Source organism: Phormidesmis sp. 146-20 (genome assembly GCF_052939475.1).
The window spans coordinates 23261-37756 of sequence record NZ_JBJPHT010000030.1 but is presented as its reverse complement, the minus strand read 5'-3'; the positions used below and the strand labels follow the sequence as shown (position 1 = coordinate 37756).

Genomic DNA, 14496 nt, shown 5'->3' with positions numbered 1-14496 from the left:
GTTAGACAACAGAATTTGTAAGCTATAGTGAATACTTTATTCAACAAAAGAAATCAACGGCAATACAGGAAAGTTAAGGATAGTTCAGCCAGTTTTTGCATTAAAATTCTGACCTTTGGGCAAGTTCGGCTTTGACGCTGCCAAAAAGTGAGTTTTAATGAGGAAAAGTCTTGTCTGCCTGATATGGATGTGGAAACCGCGATCGCGCTGGCTGATCAGTTATTGCTCAAAAAAGCTGGAAAACCGATGAATGACCTGCAACGACTGGTTTTTCGGGGTGCGTGGCAAGGCAAGAGCTTTACAGAAATTCATCAGGACTGTGCGGAGCGGTGCGGATTGGATCATCTGATGCGAAATGTCGGCCCAGAGTTATGGAGACTGCTCTCTGAAGCGATCGGGACAAAGGTAACAAAGAATAATTTGCAGGGGCCGATCGAGCGGTTGCAGACGGTTTTACCCGGTTCTCTTCAAGCTAGTGCGGTTGGGTTCAAAGAGATCGCGGCTGAAGCCGATCGCCGTCCCTATGAGTCGGAGGCGTATCAGGAGATTTTGAAGCCAGGGGCGCTGATTCGGATTAAGGCGGCTCAGGATATGGGAAAAACCTGGCTGATGGAGAAAACTTTGACCCAGGCGAGACAAAAAGGCTACCAAACCCAGGCGTTGAGTTTCGATTTGTGTGACAGTACGATTTTTACGAATTTAAATAAGTTTTCTCAGTGGTTTTGCGCCAGTGTTGCTCAATCTTTAGGCTTACCCAATCAACTAAGCGATCGCTGGAGTGATATTTTTGGCTGCAACTATAACAGCACGTTGTATTTTGAAACCTATTTACTGCCAGCAATCACGACTCCATTCGTTTTAGCGTTGGATAATGTCGATCTCGTGTTTGAACATGCTGCGATCGCTAACGATTTTTGTGCCTTGCTGCGGGGCTGGAATCAACGAGCCACCCAGGGAGACGAGACAGGCACCATCTGGAAAAAGCTGCGGTTAATCGTCGTACATTCTACTGAAGTTTACGGAGCGTTAGACATCAATCACTCTCCTTTAGGCGGCGTTGGATTAGTGATCAAACTACCCGAATTTAGCCTCGATCAAGTTCGAGAATTGACGCAAAAATATCAGCTTGGTTGGAGCGATTTTGAAGTAGAAAAACTGATGGCGATCGTCGGCGGTCATCCCTATCTAATTCAACAAGCGCTCTTTCAAATTGCTCACCACAAACTGACCCTCGACCAGCTATTACAAACCGCCACAACTGAATCGGGAGTCTACAGCGATCATCTGCGTCGTCATTTGATTCACTTGCAGCAGCAGCCCGCTCTTGCTCAGGCATTCAAGACGCTGATTAGGGCCGATCGTCCGCTCCAACTCGACACGCTTCAGTCCTTTAAGCTGGAAAGTATGGGGCTGGTACACCTTCAAGAAAATCAAGTGATTCCTCGCTGTGAATTGTATCGACAGTACTTTCGCGACCGCCTCCCATGATGCATTCTCTCTCTTATCAAGTGGGCGGCAATCTGGCGATCGATGCTCCCACCTATGTTACCCGCAAAGCCGATCGCGACTTGTATGAAGGTCTAAAAGCAGGAGAATTTTGCTACATTCTCAACTCGCGGCAGATGGGAAAATCAAGTTTGCGCGTTCGCACAATGCATCGACTGCAATCTGAAGGAATCGCCTGTGCGGTGATCGATTTGACGACGATCGGGATTGAGCAAATCAGCCCAGAACAGTGGTACGCCAGTCTGATCGGAAGTCTGGTAAATAGTTTTAAGCTGAAAATGGATCTGGTGAGTTGGTGGCGCGATCGTCAATTACTTTCGCCCGTTCAGCGTTGGAGTCATTTTTTAGAAGACGTTCTGCTGAATCAGATTCACAGTCAAATTGTGATCTTTATTGACGAAATTGATAGTGTTCTTAGCCTTCCATTTCCGGTTGAAGATTTTTTTGCGGCAGTTCGCGCCTGCTATAATCACCGTGCCGAAAGTTCATCTTACCAGCGTTTAACATTTTCTCTATTAGGCGTTGCCACTCCGTCTGATTTAATGCAGGATAAGCAGCGGACTCCCTTTAATATTGGGCAAGCGATCGAGCTAACCGGATTTCAACTCCCCGAAGCAGACGTGTTAGCTCAGGGGCTTGGCAACGATCCGATCACGACCCTGAAAGCCATCTTGCACTGGACAGGCGGACAACCCTTTCTGACTCAAAAGCTCTGTCGATTAGCCGTTCAAGAATCCACCACAACCGTCGATCGCCTCGTCCAAACCCACATTCTCGACCACTGGGAATTTCACGACGAGCCAACCCACCTCAAAACCATCCGCGATCGCCTCCTCCACAACAAACAACGCGCCGGACGACTCCTCGGACTCTACCAAAAAATTCTCCACCCAAGCATCCCAAACCCCACTCCTCACTCCTCACCCCTCACTCCTCACCCCTCACCCCTCGGCATTCCCCCCGATGACAGCGCCGAACAAATCGAACTGCGGCTCTCTGGTCTCGTTGTCGAGCGACAAGGCAAACTGACGGTTTCCAATCCGATTTATGCAGCGATTTTTGACCTGGACTGGGTGCAAAAGGCATTAACGGGGCTGTGTCCCTATTCGGAGGCGCTGGCGGGTTGGATCGCAGCCAATCGCGATGAGTCCTGGTTGCTGCGGGGATATGCCCTGCGAGAAGCTCAGAGTTGGGCGGCCGACAAGAGTTTGAGCGATCGCGACTATTGGTTTCTAGATGCCAGTCGCGAGTTAGAAAAGCGAGACGTTGAGAAGGCATTGGCAACCGAGAAACACGCCAAGGAAGTGGCAGAACAGGCGAATCAAATTCTCACTCAGGCTCGACAAAAAGCAGAATTTGCCCTGGAAACCGAACGCCAAGCCAATCAGCGACTCGCCAGAACTCAATGGAAAGCGCGATGGGTAGCTCGACTGGGATTCATCATGCTGGCGCTGTTGGCGATCATTTCGATCACGGTCAGTTTAGATGCGCGTCTTTTGATGCAGCAGGCAGAGGCAAAACGCAGAGCAGCCGAGATTTCTAGCCTCAATGCTTCGAGTCAATTGATGTTGTTGAGGCATGATCAGTTGGGGGCACTGGTGGCGAGTGTGAGAGCAGGTCAGCAGCTTTTGAGTCCCTTATCTAGACGGACTGAGCAAAAAAACAGCGATCGAGGCGTTTCAGCGATCGAGGAACCTTATATCGATCGGCGGTTAGACAAAGATAATCTCACGGCTCAGACCACAGACGCACTGCAACTGGCAACCTATAGTATTCACGAATTGAATCGCCTCCAGGGACACCAGGATAAAATTAATAGTGTGGCGTTTAGTCCCGATGGGCAACAGATTGGATCAGTGAGCGACGACGCAACCGTTAAACTTTGGCAACCAGATGGACGATTGATTAAAACGCTTTCCTGTCGATCGACAATATCAATAATTCAACGCTGCGGCATCATTAATGGGATTAGCTTTAGTTTAGATAATCAATCAATTGTAACGGCTGAACAAACTGGAAAAATTAGAATTTGGAATCGAAACGGTGATTTAGTTCAGACAATTAACGCGCATCGAGAAGCGGTTGAAAGTGTTGCAGTGAGTCCCAATGGTAAAGTGATTGCTTCAGCAAGTTGGGACAATACTGTTAAACTCTGGAATCGGAACGGTGAAGCGATCAAGACAAAGACCGTGATGAAACACCAGAAAGCCATCTACAGCGTTAGTTTTAGTCCTGATAGCGAACGGTTGGCAACGGCCGGACAGCATGGCGACATCAAGCTCTGGGATCTCAACGGAAATTTGGTCAAACAGTGGACAGCCCACCCTCAACAGGTCAATAGTCTCAGCTTTAGTTCTGACAATCAAACGCTGGCATCTGCAAGCAACGATGGCACCGTTAAACTCTGGAAACAGGACACATTACTCAAAACCTTGACCCGCAAAAATGGATCAGTTTACAGCGTTGCTTTTAGTCCTGATGGTCTGAGTTTAGCGGCTGCTTATCAAGACGGCACAATCAAGCTTTGGCGTGTCTCAGATGGCAGTGAGATTGATAGCTTTCAAGGACACAAAGGAGCCGTTTATGGCGTGAGTTTTAGCCCTGATGGTCAAAAGCTGGCAACCGGAAGCTATGACAACTCGGTGAAACTTTGGAGAATTCACAATCCGCTGCGGCAAGATCTCAAGGCTCACACAGCGGAGGTCAACAGCGTCAGTTTTAGCTCAGATGGGCAAATCGCTTCTGCGGGTCAAGATGGCAGCGTCAAACTCTGGAATTTGGCATCCACTGATGCGACCGATTTCACCTTTCTCAAAACGCTGACTCAAGGTTCTAATTGGCTTCAAGCTGTCAGTTTTAGCCCCGATGGGCAAATGGTTGCGATCGCCAGTCGAGATTCAACAATCAAACTTTGGAATCGCAATGGCGCACAAATACAAACGCTAAAAGGACACAAAAATCGAGTCTACGCCGTTAGTTTTAGCCCTGACGGACAAACGATCGCTTCCGCAGGCTATGATGCCACAATCAAACTCTGGAATCGAAATGGAGAACTTCTGAGAACGCTCAAAGGTCACAGTGGTCGAGTCTACAGCGTTCGATTTAGCCCGAATGGACAGCGTTTAGTTTCAGCAGGAGGCGACGAAACGGTGCGCGTGTGGACTCCAAACGGACAGTTGCTCAGTACGCTACGGGGACACAGTGGCAGAGTCTATGGGGTGGCTTTTAGTCCAGATGGGCAGATGATTGCATCCGTGGGCAACGATGGAACGGTGCGATATTGGGAGTTGCCCGATCTGCTGAAGCAGATACCTCTTCGAGGTCGCTTACTCAAAACGTTTCAGGGGGATGAAGGCCCTGTTTACACGGTGAGTTTTAGCCCAAATGGTCAGACGGTTCCTTCGGAGTTGCGCGGAGCGCTAATCGCAACGGGTGGTCAAGATGGCAGCGTCAAATTATGGAGTCGGGATGGCAAGCTAATCAAAACTTTGAGGGGACATCGAGATGTGATCGAGAGCGTGAGTTTTAGCCCGAATGGTCAGATTTTAGCGTCGGCAAGTCGTGACCATACGATCGTTTTGTGGCGTTGGGATCTCAATCTACCGGAGCTATTAGATCAAGGTTGTGACTGGCTCCACGATTACTTGCAAAATAATTCAAATGTGAGTGAGGACGATCGTAGCCTCTGTCAAAAGCGCTCGTAGCGCACCTTCTATTTTTTAGCAAGCGTTCGTATCGTTGAGCAGAAATTGATCCGATCGCACCCGCTACATTTCGAGACGGCAGTACTGCCAAAAATCTCAATCGAATCAGCCAGGCAGTGTTCAAACCAGTTTGTGAAAAATCTGAATCCGCCATCTCCATCACGTTCTCAATTTGGGAGGATGAGATCAAGTGCGCGGATCTTATGCACCGAGAATGATTGGAGCAGAGAAAATAGAAGATGATTGTACGATCGTCGCTACTGTTGATCCTGCATTAAGAGCAAAGATAGAGATAAAGACTTTAGAATATGGCGTTGCATAATGAATGGATTGAAATCAATACCTATCGAAGTTGGCAGAGGTTGAGCATGTCGGAAAGGTGCTGAAAGAATTTGGCGAGAACTATGTAATTAATAGCGATTAGTGGAGACATTAGTGGAGACAATGCAGTAGCGAAAGGACACAAAATTGATCGCCGATCGTCATGGGAATCGCTTCGATTTGACAATTAATCTGAACGCTGCCTAAGTCAATCGTTTCTCGCCCTCTGTAGGGATATCCGGTTTCGTAAACAGTGCAAATTTGGGAATCATTGCAGACAGATTTGTGTTTGGGAATAAAGCCACCGCTCCATGATTGAGTTTGGGTTCTCCACCAGATCCGTAATTTCTTTTCGGGATTGTCGAGTTTGTGTTCGGTGGGTTTGAGTGAGTAACGCCAGACAATCAGTGCAGCGTTGTCAGATCCTTGCTGGATCATTCTCACCAGCGTTGCTAAAAGTGATGTTTGATAGGTTGCTGAAAGTGATCGCGCCGTCTCAAAAGAGATTCCCAAATCATTGAGGCGAGGAATAAAGGACGATCGCGGCATTAACAAATCGGCGGCACCCTGATCACAGAGGCTTTCTTTGCGTTGTTCGCTCCAGGGCAAGGAGTTGGCGATCTCTAAGTGAGCGTCAAACAACAGTTCCATCAATTCGTGTCCTTCGGTAAAGCGCTGTCGAGCGATCGGATCATCTTCTTTGATCAAAATCGTCCCGGTGTTGCTGTCGATGAGAATTCCCTGCTGCTCATCCAGCGGTGCGCGAATGGGACTGGGAATGCCAAAGTGGTTGTAAATCAGAGAGAGATCGATCGCAAGTTCATCGCTTAATCCAGCCGATCGCCGCAAAAAGTCCACGTATAAATAGACATCTTCCTCACGTTGGAGGGCGCCATAACGAGCCAAAAAAGCATGTCCAGGATGGCGATAGTTCATAAATCTGCCCGATCGACGGCGACGGTGAGCGACTCGTTGATTTTATCCTTTTCCCATTGTCACCTTGATCACGCTGTAGAGAAGCTCCCATTTTTCGGGAGTGGTAGGTTGTTGTCCGCGATATTTGAGTCGAGCCAGCATGATCACATCGTCAGGCGGCAGTTTCGCAGATTTGGCAAATTTAGCGAGACTTGGCGGCAATTTTGGCTCTTCTTGTGTCGTCAAATCAGGGGATTCTTCCTTAAGTCCCAAGGTGGCGGAGAGTTTTTCACGAACTTGCCAGGAAAGGTTGGTGGCTTGCCCCCGCTCGATTTGAGATAGATAGTTGCGAGAAATCCCGATCTTTTGGGCGAGGTCTTCCTGGCTGAGGTTTTCTTGGAGGCGACGATCGCGAACTTGTTGTCCAAAGTGATTCATAGCAGTTGTGATAACTATAGTTTGCAAAATTTGTCATCAGACATTGCGTTAGCCACAACATTCTGATAAAGTAGTACATACGAACCGTAAACCGTCGTTCACATTCTACTCCTACTCCAGCAATAAATATCAATTTTAGATACAAATTTTTTACGCGCGATCGCTTACGAGAATTCATCCCAAAAACTATCGTCAAACGAGGATCTGCTATGAATTCCAAACCGATCTGGCAATGCAAAAGTTTAAGTCAAAACTCAAAGCCACGACCACAAAAATCTAGAAAAAAACTCAGCAAATTCTGGCAGCGGTTCACCATGCAGCAGATTGATTGCTCGATCGAATGGCACATCCGCAACTGGAATCTGAGCGGCTATTTGGACGATCTCATGGATGATCGCTAAACCAATCGCCTTCACCTACTCAAAATCGTTAGCTGCACCTGGCTGATTGAGAAATTCTTCGGCAGATTTGCCCGCAGGCAGGGCCGGTGAACTGGTCGTAGAAGGTTCTGTCTTCGTGTCGGGCTTGGTCGCGTCGGGCTTGGTCGCGTCGGACTGGGCAGGCGATGAGGGGACAGCACTGGCAACCGAAGGCGCGATTGGGACTTCAATAATCCGTTGCCAACTCACATCACCCGATGGTTCGATCGTAACCTGAATTTTGTCTGTGGGATTCGCTTTCGCAATCACTTTCCCATCTTTTTCTGATTGTGCAGGCTTCTCTTCGGGTTTGCTGTCTGATTTCTCTTCAGATTTCACATCTACCGTCGAGGCGTTCTCACTTGATTTACCGTCGCGTTTAATCAATTTGCACTCAAAGATTTCACCGGGCTTCGCTGCTTTGTAAACGCCACTGCCACAATCGACCGTTACCTGCCCCACTTCTTTCTGTAACCCTTCCTGAACAGCCGTTTGAATCTTAGCCATGTTCAGCAGTCCCTTGACGCTAGGAACCTCCCACTGAACTTTGCCCTGACCATCTTGCTGAGTCACCGGAATCGCAAATCCGCTATTAGAATCCAAAATGCCCACGCACTCAAACACTTGCCCTTCGGCAGGCTTAATATCTTTGGGACAAATCACAGACGTTAATGAGGTTCCGCCTTGCTTAACAATGCTCTCTTGAATGGAAGCCTCCATCTGAGCCGCATCCAGCGATCTACCACAACCTGTGAGCGCGATCGCACAGCCGACCACTCCCAAAAAACCACGAATAGAAAAACGAATTACGATAGCAAACCTCCTCATAGAAAAAACGATTTAGGGATGCAGTTGAGGAATGCGATCGTACACTGGAGTCATCACCCCTAAATAACTTTCTTTCGTTAGAGTATCAAAATTGAGAATGAGTTTGGTTAATAAAAGGTAATGGTTGGGATAATAGTCGATTAATCTTAAAAAGTCATGGATGGACAAGCGTTCAGTCGGCTCATCTTCGGTTTGTTGGTGACGTTTGCAATTGTTTTGAGCAGTCAACTTGTAGCCTCTATGCACCCTCCTATCGAGCTTCTGAGCGATCCATTTTTGCAGCTTCCAACTGAGTCATCTGTGCGCGTTGTCTGGTTTACGGAGTTTACGGGCCGCCACACGGTTTCTTATGGGACAAACTTTGAGCGACGAGCGATCGCGACGACCACAAAACTCAGCCGCACCCGCGAAGATCAAAATTCTAGAGTCGCAGAACAAACGCAGGATGGACAAAAATATCAACGTCCGATCGACCGTCCGATTTGGCGACACGAAGCTATCGTAGAAGGCTTGAAACCAGGACAGCGCATTCCCTACCGGGTGACGAGCGTGCGCGAAGATGGTCGAGCGATCGCCAGTAAGTCTTTCACTTTAGCGCCCAATCCGACTGTGGGAACTTCTCTAAAAATTTTGCTCACGTCTGACCATCAACTCAAACCAATGGTGCCTGCCAACCTGCAAAAAGTGGTGGACACGATCGGGCGAGTCGATGCCGTTTTTTGTGTCGGTGACTTGATCAATGTGTCCGATCGCGCGTCCGAATGGTTTGATGATAATCGCGGGAATGCCTTCTTTCCTAGCCTGCAAGGTCGGGCAAATTATCAGCTAAATGGTAAGCGGTATCAGGGTGGCGAAATTATTCAACATGCTCCCCTGTATGCAGCGATCGGGAATCATGAAGTGATGGGTCGATGGTCGATGCGGACGAGCTTAAATGAGCAGTTTGACGATGCCATTCCGCGATCGGTAGCTGAGAAATTAGATGGCGCAAAGTTGGATGAATCCTGGCTCAAAAATCATTCTTTTAACACCGATACTTATGAAGAAATTTTCGCCTTTCCAGAAAGTTCTACCGGAAAAAAACGCTACTACGCGACGACCTTTGGTGATGTGAGATTAGTGGTTCTCTATGCGACCAATATGTGGCGAACACCGAGCCTGGAAGCAGACGCAAAAGGCAAATATCGCGAGCGACAATCCGATTTCAATCAGCCCCAAAACTGGGGATATGGTCAGCATATTTTTGAACCGATCGCCCAAGGCAGTCCTCAATATACCTGGCTAGAATCAGAGCTTGAGAGTGCAGCTTTCAAACAGGCGAAATACAAGATTGTCATGTTTCACCATCCGCCCCATTCGCTCGGCGAAAACGTTGTCCCGCCTTATACCGATCCTGTGCCAGTGGTTGCTTCGCAGTTCCCCGAAGGGGTAATCGCCCGCACCAAAGACAAAATCCAATCCATTCGCTATGAGTATCCTCAAGCAGATGATTATTTAATTCGAGATGTCGTACCGCTGTTGGAACGTTCAGGCGTACAGCTAGTTTTCTACGGTCACTCACACTTATGGAATCGATTTGTCAACGCTAAAGGAATCCACTTTTTAGAAACGTCTAACGTAGGAAATAGCTATGGTGCCTATGTGGGAGAGAAACAGCGATCGCTTCCCAAAGATAGTAGAGAAACCTATGCGGCGATCGACAATCCCAATGGATTAAAACCCATCACTCCCACACTCAAACCATTACTAGACGAAACGGGAACGCCAATGCCTTACATCGCCAGCAACGAGATCACAGCCTTCAGTATTTTAGACACCGGAACTGGAATCATCAGCAGCTACCATTTTGACACCAAAGATCCCCAAGCTTCCGTTGTCAAATTTGACGAATTCAAACTCTAAAACGTGAATTTGATGAAGTTTTTTCACTGCATCGTTTTTGGTAACTTCTTTGCTAGAAATCCCTCATCCCTCATTCCTCATCCCTCCACCGCCCCCGGTTGCGCTTCGGGTTTGCGAGTGTACCACCCGGCCCAGGCAATCAGAACCGCTTGCAAAGGCAGTCTCGCCCAATAGAGTGCGGGGATATGAGGAACGTTCTCGATCGCAATCTGATTCACAGCCATATTGATATTCGCGGGAAACACTGCAACAAATAAAGCAATCAATCCCCAAGCGGCCGCCACACTCACAAAAGGAACCAGGAGTCCAATTCCTCCCAAGATCTCAAAGAAACCACTGATGTAGACAAGCGCCAGAGGATACGGAAGTTGGGGTGGCACAATTCTGACATAAGGAATCGGAGTCAAAAAGTGAGTCACTCCCACCACGCTGATCGAAACGGCCAAGATCACTCGCAAAACTTCTTTTCGCCAGCCCGACTGATAACTTGAATTCATAAAATTAAACCTTAAATTAATTCTGAAAATAGCAGTCTGGATGATATCTTTACCTCTACCCGCAGTCAGTAACTTCTCGATCGGGCGTTGCAGATTGGATGTGAGATGTCCTGGAATCAGTGCAAATCTTCTCCTCACAAGACCCTATAGAACTAACCTTCTCCAAAATGATTATGAGAACTGCACAAAAGAAACCGACTCAGAAACGACGGCTGCCAAGGATTAAAATTCTAATTCAAGATGGACGGTTTCAAGTCGTTGGCATGGGAGCCTGGTACTCTTACTGGCGCGACCCTTATCATCTGGTGCTGACGATTCCCTGGATGGGGTTCTTTTGCCTGATCACGCTGACTTATTTGGGCGTTAATTCACTGTTTGCGATCGCCTACCTGTTGGGCGGAGATTGTATTGCTAACGCGACACCGGGATCGTTTCTAGATGCGTTCTTCTTTAGTGTACAAACGCTGGCTTCGATCGGCTATGGAGCCATGTATCCCAAAACGGTGTATTCTAATTCGGTGGTGACCGTTGAAGCGATGTTTGGTCTGGTGGGCATCTCGGTGCTGACCGGGTTGGCGTTTGCCCGCTTCTCAAAGCCAACGGCTCGTGTGGTCTTTAGTCGAGTTGCGGTCATCGCTCCCCACGAAGGTCAACCTGTCTTAATGTTTAGAACGGCTAACAAGCGGCGCAATCAGATTTTAGAAGCACAGATGCGGGTCTACCTGATGCGCGATGAAGTGACCAGCGACGGACAACACATGCGGCGAATTCACGACCTGACGCTGCTAAGAAGTCAAACCCCAGGCTTTAATCTAAGCTGGACAGTAATGCACGCGATCGACGAGTCCAGCCCGCTTTATGGATACGATGCTGACGCATTGGTGAAGATGAATACGTCGATCGTGATTTCTCTAAGCGGCATTGACGAAACGGTGACTCAAGTGGTTCATGCTCGCCATACCTACGCGGCTCAAGATATCTTCTGGAACCACCGCTTTGTTGATATCATTCACTTTACCCAGGAGGGACACCGCTACATTGACTACAACCAGTTTCACGAGGTCACTTCTTTAGAAGCGGTCACAGGCTGAATGGGTTTGACCACAACTCGCCCGTTTTCGACCACGGTGCAGCTTTTGGGAGGGGCTGAATAAGTCCGGCAATCTGGCTGATGGCAATCACTTTGATTTTGATGATGCTGCATTTCAGATTGTTGGTTGAGAACAGAAATGCAGCTACCAACCCCCGCAGACGTAGAGGTAGACATAAAAACTGTATTGAACACTACCTATATTATCGCCCCGATCGCCCTCGTTGTCTCCCATCTTTATGAGGATTTGACGGCTCAATCAGGAAAAAATAGAAGTGATCGTCATTCAATATACCTGTAGAAATTTGACCAGACCTATAATAGGAGCGATCGTGAGAGCGATTGTCCGATTTGGCTGATCAAGCTGAAATTTTTTGAGATTCATGGCGCTACCTTCTCAACTAAAATCCCTGGGAATTCTCAATAAGCTTTCAGCCCTGCGGGGCATTGAGTACCTGATTTTGGATCAGCAGTTCTGTATTTTGGAACATTCTGCTGGCATTTCGCGATTCTCTAAGGTGCCTGTTCAGTCGGGTGAAGACGTGCGATCGAGCTTTCCTGAATTGCGCGGACTTGAAGATCAGCTTGGAGCCGTTTTACACCAGCAGAAACCTGATTTTGAACTCAAAAATATTCCTCGATCGACTCCCCGATCGGCTCCTGTTTATTTCAATCTGACGGTTTTAGAAAATCAAGCCGACGCAGGCTTTGAGAATCAGTTGATCCTTTTAGTCCAAGCGGTAGCCGAGCAGGAGGGAGCAGGGAGCGATCGTCAAACTCAATTACAACTGCAAGCCTCCGAAGCAGAACTTCGTGCCTTATTTGCGGCGATGACGGATGTCGTGATCGTGAGAGACTCTAACGGACTCTGTTTGAAAATCGCCCCCACCAACCTTAGCAACCTTTACAAACCAATCGATCAAATGGTTGGCGCAACGCTACACGAAACGCTGCCACAACTGCAAGCGGACATGATTTTGGCTTACATTCGTCAAGCTCTGGAGGCAAAGCAAACGATTTATGGCGAATACAATATTACCGTTAATCATCAAGAAGTCTATTTTGCTGCAAACTTCTCCCCCATCTCCGAAAATACCGTCATGTTGGTGGCGCGAAATATTACCGCTCGTAAGCAAGCAGAATTTGCTTTAAAGCATCTTTTAGAACAGGAAACCCAACAGCGTCAAGAACTCACCAACAAAAATATCGCTCTAGAAAAAGCAAAGCGAGAAGCCGAAGCCGCCAACCGAACTAAAAGCGAATTTTTGGCAATGATGAGTCACGAAATTCGCACGCCGATGAATGCTGTAATTGGCATGACAGAACTGCTGTTAGACAGTCATTTGACCCCACTACAGCGAGACTTTGTAGAGACGATACGCAACAGTGGTGACTCACTGCTGACCATCATTAACGACATTCTAGATTTTTCTAAAATTGAGTCCGGAAAACTAGCGCTAGAGCGGCGATCGTTCAATTTATTGACCTGTCTCGAAAGAGTTTTTGATCTATTAGCGCCCAGAGCCGCCGAAAAAGGCTTGGAGATGTCTTATCAGATCGATCCCAACACCCCGGATACGATCGTCAGCGATGTGACACGAGTTCGGCAAATTCTTCTCAATCTAGTGGCGAATGCGATTAAATTTACCAACGTGGGCGGGGTGACAGTTTCGGTGACGGTGCGGTCTGCTCCAGCAGATATCTCTTCGAGATCACTTGACCTGAAAACGGCGGATGTGCCCTGTTCTAACGTCATCTGTTTTGCGGTCAAAGATTCAGGAATTGGCATTGCCCCCGATCGCCTCGATCGCTTGTTTCAGCCCTTTAGCCAGGTCGATTCATCCATCACTCGCAACTATGGCGGTACGGGGTTGGGATTGGTCATCAGTCAGCGTTTGACGGAGATGATGGGCGGTGAGATTTGGGTCGAAAGTCAGGTCGGGAAGGGTTCGACGTTTTACTTCTCGATCGTGGTGCCTGCGGTCGCATCAAGTTACCCACCAGCGAATGCAAAAGATTACCCTTCTAATCATCATCAAACTGCGTCAAATACAAAGCTATCGGAACGCTATCCACTCAAAATTCTTATCGCTGAAGATCACGTCGTCAATCAAAAAATGGCACAGCTTTTACTTCAGCATTTGGGATACTGCGCGGATATTGTTAACAACGGGTTAGAAGTGCTAGAGGCGCTCGATCGTCAGGCTTATGATCTGGTTTTGATGGATCTGCAAATGCCCGAAATGGATGGCTTGACCGCGACTCGTCAAATCTGTCAAAAAGCCAGCCGACCCAGAATCATTGCCATGACTGCCAACGCTATGCAGGGCGATCGCGAAGAATGCCTCGCCGCCGGAATGGATGACTACCTCAGTAAACCGATTCGATTAGACACTTTGACGCGAGTGCTCAGTCAAACGCCAACGGTCGAAAGCACCCCACACCTGACAACGCTTTCTTTACCCGCTGCCCTCGATCCAGATGCATTCAGCCTCCTGTGCAACCTGTTTGAGGGCAGCGGCCCCGCTCTGATTGATATCTTTGAGTGCTACCTGAGCGAGGCTCCTCAGCTTGTTTTGACGATCAAACAGTCCCATGTCCAAGCTGATCCGATTTCCCTGGTTCGGGCTGCCCACAGCCTCAAATCGAGCAGTGCTTACCTGGGTGCCAATACGCTTTCTCAACTTTGTGCAGATTTGGAAGCGATCGGTAAAACCAAAACGTTTGAGGCGGCAGAGACTTTAATTGTCCAGCTTGAGAGTGAATACGATCGCGTCAGAATTGCCTTAAAGCGAGCGCTTGAGAAGATTTAGGGAACCGAACTAACGCGCCTCTAGTCAGCTTCTTGAGGATGCTACCTTGATAAGCTAATTTGT

The 14496-nt window shown here is 48.1% G+C and carries 12 protein-coding genes; 6 read left to right on the top strand and 6 right to left on the bottom strand.

What is annotated here, in order from left to right; translation table 11 throughout:
- Nucleotides 1-147 precede the first annotated feature (147 nt).
- A complete protein-coding gene (locus ACKFKH_RS20910; protein ID WP_446860278.1) occupies nt 148-1488 on the top strand; it encodes an AAA-like domain-containing protein in 1341 nt (446 codons plus the stop codon).
- Nucleotides 1485-5210: a WD40 domain-containing protein gene (locus ACKFKH_RS20905; RefSeq protein ID WP_446860277.1), complete on the top strand. Its 3726-nt coding sequence runs from the start codon at nt 1485-1487 to the stop codon at nt 5208-5210. Before ACKFKH_RS20910 ends, ACKFKH_RS20905 begins: the two co-directional genes overlap by 4 nt.
- Before the next feature lie 432 nt (nt 5211-5642).
- Here the strand turns inward: ACKFKH_RS20905 and ACKFKH_RS20900 are convergent, their stop codons facing one another.
- On the bottom strand, nt 5643-6467 hold the full coding sequence (locus ACKFKH_RS20900; protein WP_446860276.1) for an ImmA/IrrE family metallo-endopeptidase: 825 nt from the start codon (nt 6465-6467) through the stop codon (nt 5643-5645).
- Nucleotides 6468-6509: 42 nt separating this feature from the next.
- The gene (locus tag ACKFKH_RS20895; RefSeq protein ID WP_446860275.1) at nt 6510-6884 is read right to left on the bottom strand and encodes a helix-turn-helix domain-containing protein; all 375 of its coding nucleotides are present in this window, start codon (nt 6882-6884) and stop codon (nt 6510-6512) included.
- Nucleotides 6885-7093: 209 nt separating this feature from the next.
- Here ACKFKH_RS20895 and ACKFKH_RS20890 point away from each other — a divergent pair, with 209 nt between their 5' ends.
- Nucleotides 7094-7285 (top strand): hypothetical protein, encoded by a 192-nt coding sequence (locus tag ACKFKH_RS20890; protein WP_446860274.1) that lies wholly within the window; start codon nt 7094-7096, stop codon nt 7283-7285.
- A 15-nt stretch (nt 7286-7300) separates the two neighbouring features.
- Here the strand turns inward: ACKFKH_RS20890 and ACKFKH_RS20885 are convergent, their stop codons facing one another.
- Nucleotides 7301-8131 (bottom strand): DUF4333 domain-containing protein, encoded by an 831-nt coding sequence (locus ACKFKH_RS20885; RefSeq protein WP_446860273.1) that lies wholly within the window; start codon nt 8129-8131, stop codon nt 7301-7303.
- Between the two features lie 12 nt (nt 8132-8143).
- Nucleotides 8144-8359, bottom strand: a complete 216-nt coding sequence (locus tag ACKFKH_RS20880) for a hypothetical protein (RefSeq protein WP_446860272.1) — start codon at nt 8357-8359, stop codon at nt 8144-8146.
- A 12-nt stretch (nt 8360-8371) separates the two neighbouring features.
- On the opposite strand from ACKFKH_RS20880, the gene ACKFKH_RS20875 reads away from it, so the two are divergent.
- The gene (locus tag ACKFKH_RS20875) at nt 8372-10033 is read left to right on the top strand and encodes a metallophosphoesterase (RefSeq protein ID WP_446860271.1); all 1662 of its coding nucleotides are present in this window, start codon (nt 8372-8374) and stop codon (nt 10031-10033) included.
- 77 nt (nt 10034-10110) lie between these two features.
- Here ACKFKH_RS20875 and ACKFKH_RS20870 read toward each other — a convergent pair whose 3' ends face one another.
- A complete protein-coding gene (locus ACKFKH_RS20870; RefSeq protein ID WP_446860270.1) occupies nt 10111-10530 on the bottom strand; it encodes a DoxX family protein in 420 nt (139 codons plus the stop codon).
- A gap of 173 nt (nt 10531-10703) precedes the next feature.
- Here ACKFKH_RS20870 and ACKFKH_RS20865 point away from each other — a divergent pair, with 173 nt between their 5' ends.
- A complete protein-coding gene (locus ACKFKH_RS20865) occupies nt 10704-11621 on the top strand; it encodes an ion channel (RefSeq protein WP_446860269.1) in 918 nt (305 codons plus the stop codon).
- Here the strand turns inward: ACKFKH_RS20865 and ACKFKH_RS20860 are convergent.
- Entirely contained in the window at nt 11585-11797 is a 213-nt protein-coding gene (locus ACKFKH_RS20860) for a hypothetical protein (protein ID WP_446860268.1), read from the bottom strand. The two genes, ACKFKH_RS20865 and ACKFKH_RS20860, sit on opposite strands and share 37 nt — an antisense overlap.
- 206 nt (nt 11798-12003) lie before the next feature.
- Between ACKFKH_RS20860 and ACKFKH_RS20855 the strand changes: the two genes are divergently transcribed.
- Nucleotides 12004-14433: a response regulator gene (locus tag ACKFKH_RS20855; RefSeq protein WP_446860267.1), complete on the top strand. Its 2430-nt coding sequence runs from the start codon at nt 12004-12006 to the stop codon at nt 14431-14433.
- Nucleotides 14434-14496: the final 63 nt, after the last annotated feature.